7 protein-coding genes are annotated in these 6,461 nt (G+C 71.3%); 5 read left to right on the plus strand and 2 right to left on the minus strand.

Translation table 11 applies throughout. From position 1 onward, the window contains the following. Positions 1–93: 93 nt before the first annotated feature. The 5 genes from PV341_RS42905 to PV341_RS42925 all read left to right on the plus strand — a co-directional run bounded on the left by PV341_RS42905 (position 94) and on the right by PV341_RS42925 (position 4,144). Positions 94–618, plus strand: coding sequence for a 2-oxo-4-hydroxy-4-carboxy-5-ureidoimidazoline decarboxylase (locus PV341_RS42905; protein WP_500326827.1), 525 nt, complete (start codon positions 94–96; stop codon positions 616–618). A 125-nt stretch (positions 619–743) separates the two neighbouring features. Next, positions 744–1,124 (plus strand): succinate dehydrogenase, cytochrome b556 subunit, encoded by a 381-nt coding sequence (gene sdhC, locus PV341_RS42910; protein ID WP_078620037.1) that lies wholly within the window; start codon positions 744–746, stop codon positions 1,122–1,124. Positions 1,125–1,132: 8 nt separating this feature from the next. Next, complete coding sequence (locus PV341_RS42915) at positions 1,133–1,603, plus strand: succinate dehydrogenase hydrophobic membrane anchor subunit (RefSeq protein WP_018561263.1); 471 nt, start codon at positions 1,133–1,135, stop codon at positions 1,601–1,603. A gap of 28 nt (positions 1,604–1,631) precedes the next feature. After that, entirely contained in the window at positions 1,632–3,386 is a 1,755-nt protein-coding gene (sdhA, locus tag PV341_RS42920; protein WP_499513582.1) for a succinate dehydrogenase flavoprotein subunit, read from the plus strand. After that, complete coding sequence (locus PV341_RS42925; RefSeq protein ID WP_500326606.1) at positions 3,386–4,144, plus strand: succinate dehydrogenase iron-sulfur subunit; 759 nt, start codon at positions 3,386–3,388, stop codon at positions 4,142–4,144. Before sdhA ends, PV341_RS42925 begins: the two co-directional genes overlap by 1 nt. Before the next feature lie 66 nt (positions 4,145–4,210). On the opposite strand, the gene PV341_RS42930 is transcribed toward PV341_RS42925, so the two are convergent. Then, entirely contained in the window at positions 4,211–5,179 is a 969-nt protein-coding gene (locus tag PV341_RS42930; protein WP_500360712.1) for a hypothetical protein, read from the minus strand. A gap of 5 nt (positions 5,180–5,184) precedes the next feature. After that, the coding region (locus tag PV341_RS42935) for a DUF4132 domain-containing protein (protein ID WP_500360713.1) at positions 5,185–6,461 on the minus strand (1,277 nt) is incomplete at its 5' end.

Below are 6,461 nucleotides of genomic sequence, written 5' to 3' on the forward strand. Positions count from 1 at the left end.
CTCCCGCCGCGGGCCCCGGCGCACCTCCCGGCGCAGTCCCGCGGCCGGGCGCCCCGACCGGCGCCGACGGGCCGCCCCGGCCTCCCCCACGGCCTGCGGCGGCTCAACGAGGCCTCCCCCGGGGCGGCCGAGGCCGTCCTGCTGACCTGCTGCGGCAGCCTGCACTGGGCCCGCAGGGTCGCCGCGCACCGCCCCTACCCCGACCTGGACGCCCTGCTGGCCGCCGCCGACGAGGCCGCCTACGACCTCACGCCCGCCGACCTCGCCGAGGCCCTCGCCGCCGAGGCGGCCGGCGCCCCGCCGGACGCCGCCCCCACCCGCGGCAGCCTCGCCGCGCACACGGCGCTGCGGGCCGCGCAGGCCGCGTACGAGGCTCGCTTCGGCCACGTCTTCGTGCTCTCCCTCGACGGGGTGCACCCCGGTGAGTCCCTCGACCGGATGCTGGCGTCACTCCGTCAGCGTCTCGGCAACGAACCGGACGAGGAGCGGGTCACGGCCGCCGAGGAACTGCGCCGCGTCACCCGTTCCCGCCTGGGACGACTGGCCCTCGCAGACGCACGGGGCGGGCCGGGGGTTCCCGGCCGATACACCCACCCGTGCGGGATCGATCACACCTGAAGGACCCGGCAGGACGTAGCCGACAAGCCGTCGCTACGATGGCCAGGGCCGGAGGACCGTACCCGGCCGGGCCGACCGACCAACGAAGCCGGCAGGCCCCACACCGCTCCCGGAGGGTTTTTTCCGTGCCGGCTGGAACGTTGTACCGCGGCCGGGAAGGCATGTGGTCATGGGTGGCTCATCGAGTCACCGGTGTCCTCATCTTCTTCTTCCTGTTCGTCCACGTCCTCGACACCGCACTGGTGCGTGTCTCCCCCGAGGACTACGACAAGGTCGTCAACACCTACAAGCAGCCCATCGTCAGCCTGCTCGAGTACGGGCTGGTCGCGGCTGTCCTCTTCCACGCTCTGAACGGCCTGCGCGTCATCGCCGTGGACTTCTGGTCCAAGGGCCCGAAGTACCAGAAGCAGATGCTGTGGACGGTCGTCGGAATCTGGGTCGTGCTGATGATCGGGGCCATCTACCCCGTCCTCGGTCACGCCGCACGAGTGCTGTTCGGGAGCTGAGCGAAGTCATGTCCGCAACGGACCACGTGGAGCTCAGCTCCTCCAGCGCCGCCTACGGCCCCGACAACCCGGCCCCGGTCATCGAGCCGCCGCGCGCCCGGACCAAGCGCACCCCGCGCAGCACCCGGACCAACTTCGAGATGTACGGCTGGCTCTTCATGCGCCTGTCCGGCATCGTCCTGGTCGTCCTGGTCATCGGTCACCTGCTGATCCAGCTCGTCCTCGACGGCGGCGTCACCAAGGTCGGCTTCGCCTTCGTCGCCGGCCGCTGGGCCTCGCCGTTCTGGCAGACCTGGGACCTGATCATGCTGTGGCTGGCGATGCTGCACGGCGGCAACGGCCTGCGCACCGTGATCAACGACTACGCGGAGCGGGACAACACCCGGTTCTGGCTGAAGATGCTGGTCTACACCGCGACCGCGTTCACCATCATCCTCGGCACGCTGGTGATCTTCACCTTCGACCCGAACATCCGCTAGCCAGGGCTGGACAGGGAAGCGACCCCTCATGCAGATCCACAAGTACGACACCGTCATCGTCGGCGCGGGCGGCGCCGGCATGCGCGCCGCCATCGAGGCGACGAAGCGCAGCCGCACCGCCGTTCTGACGAAGCTCTACCCCACCCGCTCCCACACCGGCGCCGCCCAGGGCGGCATGGCCGCCGCCCTCGCGAACGTCGAGGACGACAACTGGGAGTGGCACACCTTCGACACGATCAAGGGCGGTGACTACCTGGTCGACCAGGACGCCGCCGAGATCCTGGCGAAGGAGGCCATCGACGCGGTCCTCGACCTCGAGAAGATGGGCCTGCCCTTCAACCGCACCCCCGAGGGCCGGATCGACCAGCGCCGCTTCGGCGGCCACTCCCGCAACCACGGCGAGGCCCCGGTCCGCCGTGCCTGCTACGCGGCCGACCGCACCGGCCACATGATCCTCCAGACGCTGTACCAGAACTGCGTCAAGGAGGGCGTGGAGTTCTTCAACGAGTTCTACGTCCTCGACCAGCTCATCGTCGAGGAGGACGGCGTCAAGCGGTCCGCCGGCGTCATCGCGTACGAGCTGGCCACCGGCGAGATCCACGTCTTCCAGGCGAAGGCCGTGGTGTACGCCTCCGGCGGCACCGGCAAGTTCTTCAAGGTCACCTCCAACGCGCACACCCTCACCGGTGACGGCCAGGCCGCCGTCTACCGCCGCGGTCTGCCGCTGGAGGACATGGAGTTCTTCCAGTTCCACCCGACCGGCATCTGGCGCATGGGCATCCTGCTGACGGAGGGCGCCCGCGGTGAGGGCGGCATCCTCCGCAACAAGGACGGCGAGCGCTTCATGGAGAAGTACGCGCCGGTCATGAAGGACCTCGCCTCGCGTGACGTCGTCTCCCGCGCGATCTACACCGAGATCCGCGAGGGCCGCGGCTGCGGTCCCGAGGGCGACCACGTCTACCTCGACCTGACCCACCTGCCGCCGGAGCAGCTGGACGCCAAGCTCCCGGACATCACGGAGTTCGCGCGGACCTACCTCGGCATCGAGCCCTACACGGACCCGATCCCGATCCAGCCGACCGCGCACTACGCCATGGGCGGCATCCCCACCAACGTCCAGGGTGAGGTCCTGTCGGACAACACCACCGTCGTCCCGGGCCTGTACGCCGCCGGCGAGGTCGCCTGCGTCTCCGTGCACGGCGCCAACCGCCTCGGCACCAACTCGCTGCTGGACATCAACGTCTTCGGCCGCCGGGCCGGCATCGCCGCCGCCGAGTACTCCGCGGACCACGACTACGTCGAGCTCCCCGAGGCCCCGGCGCAGTTCGTGGTCGACCTGGTGGAGCGGCTGCGTTCCTCCACCGGCAACGAGCGGGTCGCGCAGCTGCGCAAGGAGCTGCAGGAGACCATGGACGCGAACGTCATGGTGTTCCGCACCGAGCAGACCATCAAGACCGCCGTCGAGAAGATCGGCGAGCTGCGCGCGCGGTACCGGAACGTGTCGATCCAGGACAAGGGCAAGCGGTTCAACACCGACCTGCTCGAGGCCATCGAGCTCGGCAACCTGCTCGACCTCGCCGAGGTCATGGCGGTCTCGGCCCTGGCCCGCAAGGAGTCCCGCGGCGGCCACTACCGCGAGGACTACCCGAACCGCGACGACGTCAACTTCATGCGGCACACGATGGCGTACCGCGAGGTGGGTGCCGACGGCACCGAGGCGATCCGTCTCGACTACAAGCCGGTCGTGCAGACCCGCTACCAGCCGATGGAGCGTAAGTACTGATGAGCACCGCGACCCTCGACAAGGTCGAGGCCGAGGCCCAGGCCTCGCCCTACATCACGGTCACCTTCCGGATCCGCCGGTTCAACCCGGAGATCTCGGAGGAGGCCACCTGGCAGGACTTCCAACTGGAGATCGACCCCAAGGAGCGGGTCCTCGACGGCCTCCACAAGATCAAGTGGGACATGGACGGAACGCTGACGTTCCGTCGCTCCTGCGCCCACGGCATCTGCGGCTCCGACGCCATGCGCATCAACGGCCGCAACCGGCTGGCCTGCAAGACCCTGATCAAGGACATCAACCCGGACAAGCCCATCACCGTCGAGCCCATCAAGGGCCTGACGGTGCTGAAGGACCTGGTCGTCGACATGGACCCGTTCTTCCAGGCCTACCGGGACGTGATGCCCTTCCTCATCACCAAGGGCAACGAGCCGACGCGCGAGCGCCTGCAGTCCGCCGAGGACCGCGCGCGCTTCGACGACACCACCAAGTGCATCCTGTGCGCCGCGTGCACGTCGTCCTGCCCGGTCTTCTGGAACGACGGCCAGTACTTCGGCCCGGCGGCCATCGTCAACGCCCACCGCTTCATCTTCGACTCGCGTGACGAGGGCGGCGAGCAGCGGCTCGAGGTGCTGAACGACAAGGACGGCGTGTGGCGCTGCCGCACCACGTTCAACTGCACCGACGCCTGCCCCCGTGGCATCGAGGTCACCAAGGCGATCCAGGAGGTCAAGCGCGCGCTCATCACGCGTCGCTTCTGATCCCCTCCGCCGAGGCTCCCCCGAGGGCCCCGCAGCCGGTCAGCCGGCTGCGGGGCCCTCGGGCGTTCACGGGGCCAGCGCGCGGCCGATCTGCCTGCGGGTCACCGTGTGGCCGACGCACCCTGCGAGCCTGCGCAGCTCGTCCCGGCCGGCGTCACCGCCCAGGCGGGCCAGGGCGCGTATGCCGGCGCCGGCGACGACGGTCTTGACCGGGGGACGTTCGACGAGGGCGCCCAGGACGCGGACGGTCTCCGGGTGGGAAGGCACGGACGGCGACGACAGCAGCCAGGCCATACCGCGGACGGCAATGACGTTCCAGGGGTCGTGGGAGCCGTGGGTGGCCAGCGCGAGCCAGGGGGTGGCGGTACGGCGTACCGTCTCGGCGTCGACGCCGTCGAGGAGCGCGGCGGCCGCCCGGTCCCAGCGCGCGCTGGGCGCCGGCTTGGCGGCACGCAGATGCGGGATCAGGTGACGCCAGCGGTCGCCGAGTTCCGGCAGCTGCGCCAGGACGCGGTCGGACCAGAGCTCACCGGGGTTGAGGGGCGGCTCAGGGAGGCGGTCGAGCAGCAGCTGCGCCCAGCCGAGGCCCGCGTACGCGGATCTGCGGAGCAGGCCGACCGCCTCGCCGGACAGCGGACGCCCGGCGTCCAGCAGAGCCTCGGCGAGGATGGGCACGTCGTCGCTGATCTGCGTCCACCAGCAGGTCGCCGCCACGCGTTCCAGCATGCTGTTCCACCGCACGCACCAGGAGTCCTCGGCGAAGCCGCGGGAGACCGCGGCGAGCACGAGCCAGGGTCTTTCGGACTCGTCCGGCACCTTGTGCGGTGCCTCGCCGTGCTCGACGAGGAGACCGGCCAGGGCCATGCGCCGCTCCTGAGGCATCGCCCTCAGCCGGGACACGGCTCCGTGGCCCTCGCAGTCGGCCGCCGACAGCAGGTGCCCGGCCAGCTCGGTCACCTCCCCCTCCGCGGCGAGCCGGGCGATGAACTCGATCCGGCCCTCGTCCTCCCAGGGCGAGCATTCCGGGGTCGTCACACGTTTCACAGCCGGCTCACGATCGTCGGGTCGGTGATCTCCGTGTCGCGGGCGAGGAGCAGCGCCTTGCCGAGGACCACCGACAGCATGGCGTCGCCCTCGAAGGGCAGGGGGCCCGGGACCACGCAGGCGTGGGCGGGCGGGACGACGCACAGGTGGCGGTCGCCTGGGGACATCAGGACGTTGCCGGACCCTATGTGGATCCGGTACGTGTGACGGTCGCCGCGGACGTGCAGGAAACGGCCCTCGACGCCGCAGCGTCCGGCGATGGCCAGGCGCGGCACGAGGCGGCACAGCACCTCGCGGCGCGTCTTCGCGCACGGGGTCAGCTCGCCGAAGCCGTAGGACGCCCAGTAGGCCCGGAAGCGGCCGTCGGGGCCGCCGTCCTGCCAGGTGGGGTCGTTGCCGATGCCCGCGGTGCCCACGAAGAGGTCCACGTCGCGCAGGACTTCGCTGAGGACGAGCGGCGGAACGTCGGCGAGCGGGAGCGGATCGGCGGCCCGGTCCCCGGGGGCGTGCAACGGGAGGAAGCGCACCTGGTCCGTGCCGACGTACAAATGGCTGCCGAAGTGGCCGAAGGCGTCCCCGTCGACGCCCTGGACCCGCAGCTCCGCCCGCAGCCCCCACCGCGGGAGCTCGCGCGTGGCGGGCGGGAAGGCCTCGTCGACCGGCAGGCGCAGGCGGTACCGCCAGCCGCGGGCGGCGGCCAGCGAGGCGAACGGGTGCTGTCTCAGGACGTGGTGCGTGGCGGTGACGCGTGCGGCGTCCGCGAGGCCGTACACCTCGCGGTGGGCCTGCCGGAAGGGCTGCGTGACGCCGTGCCGCTCCAGCCACTCCCGCCAGGCGGTGATCTCCGCGCGGTCGCGCCCCCAGGGATGCCACAGTCCGACGACGTCCTCCCCGCCACCCAGGACCCGCTCTCCCGCGAGGGTGCGCAGGCCGCCGTCGGCCCACCCGCAGGCGACCCCGTCGACCGTCCACAGCAGGCGCCGGACGAGGGTGCCGAGCAGTGGATGGCCCAGCATCCGCTCCCGCCACACGGAGTACGCCCACGTGCGCCGTTCCGGGAACTGCCGTTCCAGCCATGCGGCCTGCGCCGCCAGCTTCCGGTCGATGTCCCCGACGGTCGCCCTGAGCCGCGTCAGCTCCCCCGCGTGCTCGCGCCGCACGACGGCCGGGGCCCCCTTCAGGGCCTTTCCCGCCGCGTTACGCCACCCCAGCACGGCCCGCCCGTCCCGGATCCCCAGTTCCGCGGTGACGCCACCCAGCCGCTGCACCACCC

This window comes from Streptomyces sp. PA03-1a (assembly GCF_033792805.1).
GTDB lineage: Bacteria > Actinomycetota > Actinomycetes > Streptomycetales > Streptomycetaceae > Actinacidiphila.

Coding starts and splice junctions, on each gene's coding strand:
- PV341_RS42915 (WP_018561263.1), top strand. CDS start 1,133: ATGTCCGCAACGGACCACGTGGAGCTCAGCTCCTCCAGCGCCGCCTAC.
- sdhA (WP_499513582.1), top strand. CDS start 1,632: ATGCAGATCCACAAGTACGACACCGTCATCGTCGGCGCGGGCGGCGCC.
- PV341_RS42925 (WP_500326606.1), top strand. CDS start 3,386: ATGAGCACCGCGACCCTCGACAAGGTCGAGGCCGAGGCCCAGGCCTCG.